Origin of the sequence: Streptomyces sp. WM6386 (assembly GCF_000972385.1) — a bacterium.
Taxonomy (GTDB): Bacteria; Actinomycetota; Actinomycetes; order Streptomycetales; family Streptomycetaceae; genus Streptomyces.
This window is the reverse complement of sequence record NZ_JXTE01000240.1, coordinates 1-938: the sequence shown is the minus strand read 5'-3', so window position 1 is coordinate 938 and position 938 is coordinate 1. Positions and strand designations below refer to the sequence as shown.

1 protein-coding gene is annotated in these 938 nt (G+C 70.6%); it reads right to left on the bottom strand.

The features are described from left to right. Window positions 1–93: 93 nt before the first annotated feature. Entirely contained in the window at window positions 94–768 is a 675-nt protein-coding gene (locus TN53_RS40990; RefSeq protein WP_046263971.1) for a hypothetical protein, read from the bottom strand. Between the last annotated feature and the right edge of the window lie 170 nt (window positions 769–938).

Below are 938 nucleotides of genomic sequence, written 5' to 3'. Positions count from 1 at the left end.
CTCACGCACCGCGTGCACCCCAGCCGGTACTCGGACCACAAGCTGCTGCAGGCCGACGTGAACCCGGCGTAGCTCGTGCCGGTGCCGTGGAAGTCAATGTTCCCTGGGGAGCAGCCCGTCGAGTCGTGCACCGCCTGCCCAGGGTTCCAAGGCGGGGTTGTCCAGCAGGAAGGCGTGGCCTTCGCCTTGTGCCCAGCTGATGTCTCGGTCCTGGAAAGTGCCACGGTGCACGATCAGGTGGAGAAGTGAGTCCGCGTTCTCCCGACGGGCATGGGAGTGGGGGAGGGCCTCGTCGGGTAACGGCTCCGCGACCGGACGGAAGGCCACGTCGAGCCGGCGGCCGTCCGGATGCCGGGCGCACAGGCGTGGCCGGTCCGGTGCGGGTAACAGCCGGACCTTCCATTGGTCGCGGCGCAGCATCCGTGCCACCGCCAGGGCCAGGCCCTGGATGTCGAGGTCGAACAGTTCCTGCGGGGTGTAGTGGCCGCGGCGGCGTCGAGCGCCCGGGCGGCGGCGCCTTATGGCGATGAGGAGGACGACCGCCAGGAGGAGCACGCCGGTGACCGGGACGACGACCCCGGCGGCACGGGAACCCACGACAAGGCCGGCTACGACCGAGCACACCGCCACTGCCAGGACGGCGAACGCGGGCAGGACATCGCGGAACCTGGGTCCATAGCGGCCCTGGGCGCGCAGCCGGCGTACCGTGTCCCGTTTTCGGTGGCGCTGTTCCTCAGCCGACTCGGACGTCCATGACGGGCGTGCCACAGTGTCAGCCCCCCTGCATCTGCTTGCGCCGATTCCGGAGGGATACCCCGCGAGCCGAACGAATGCTCGATCAGCGGGCGGGAACCGGCCAAGTGCCCGGGCGCACGGATGCACTGAGCGGCGCAAGGGGCGGAGCGTGGTGACGAGCCACCGCACCGACGGCACGGGAC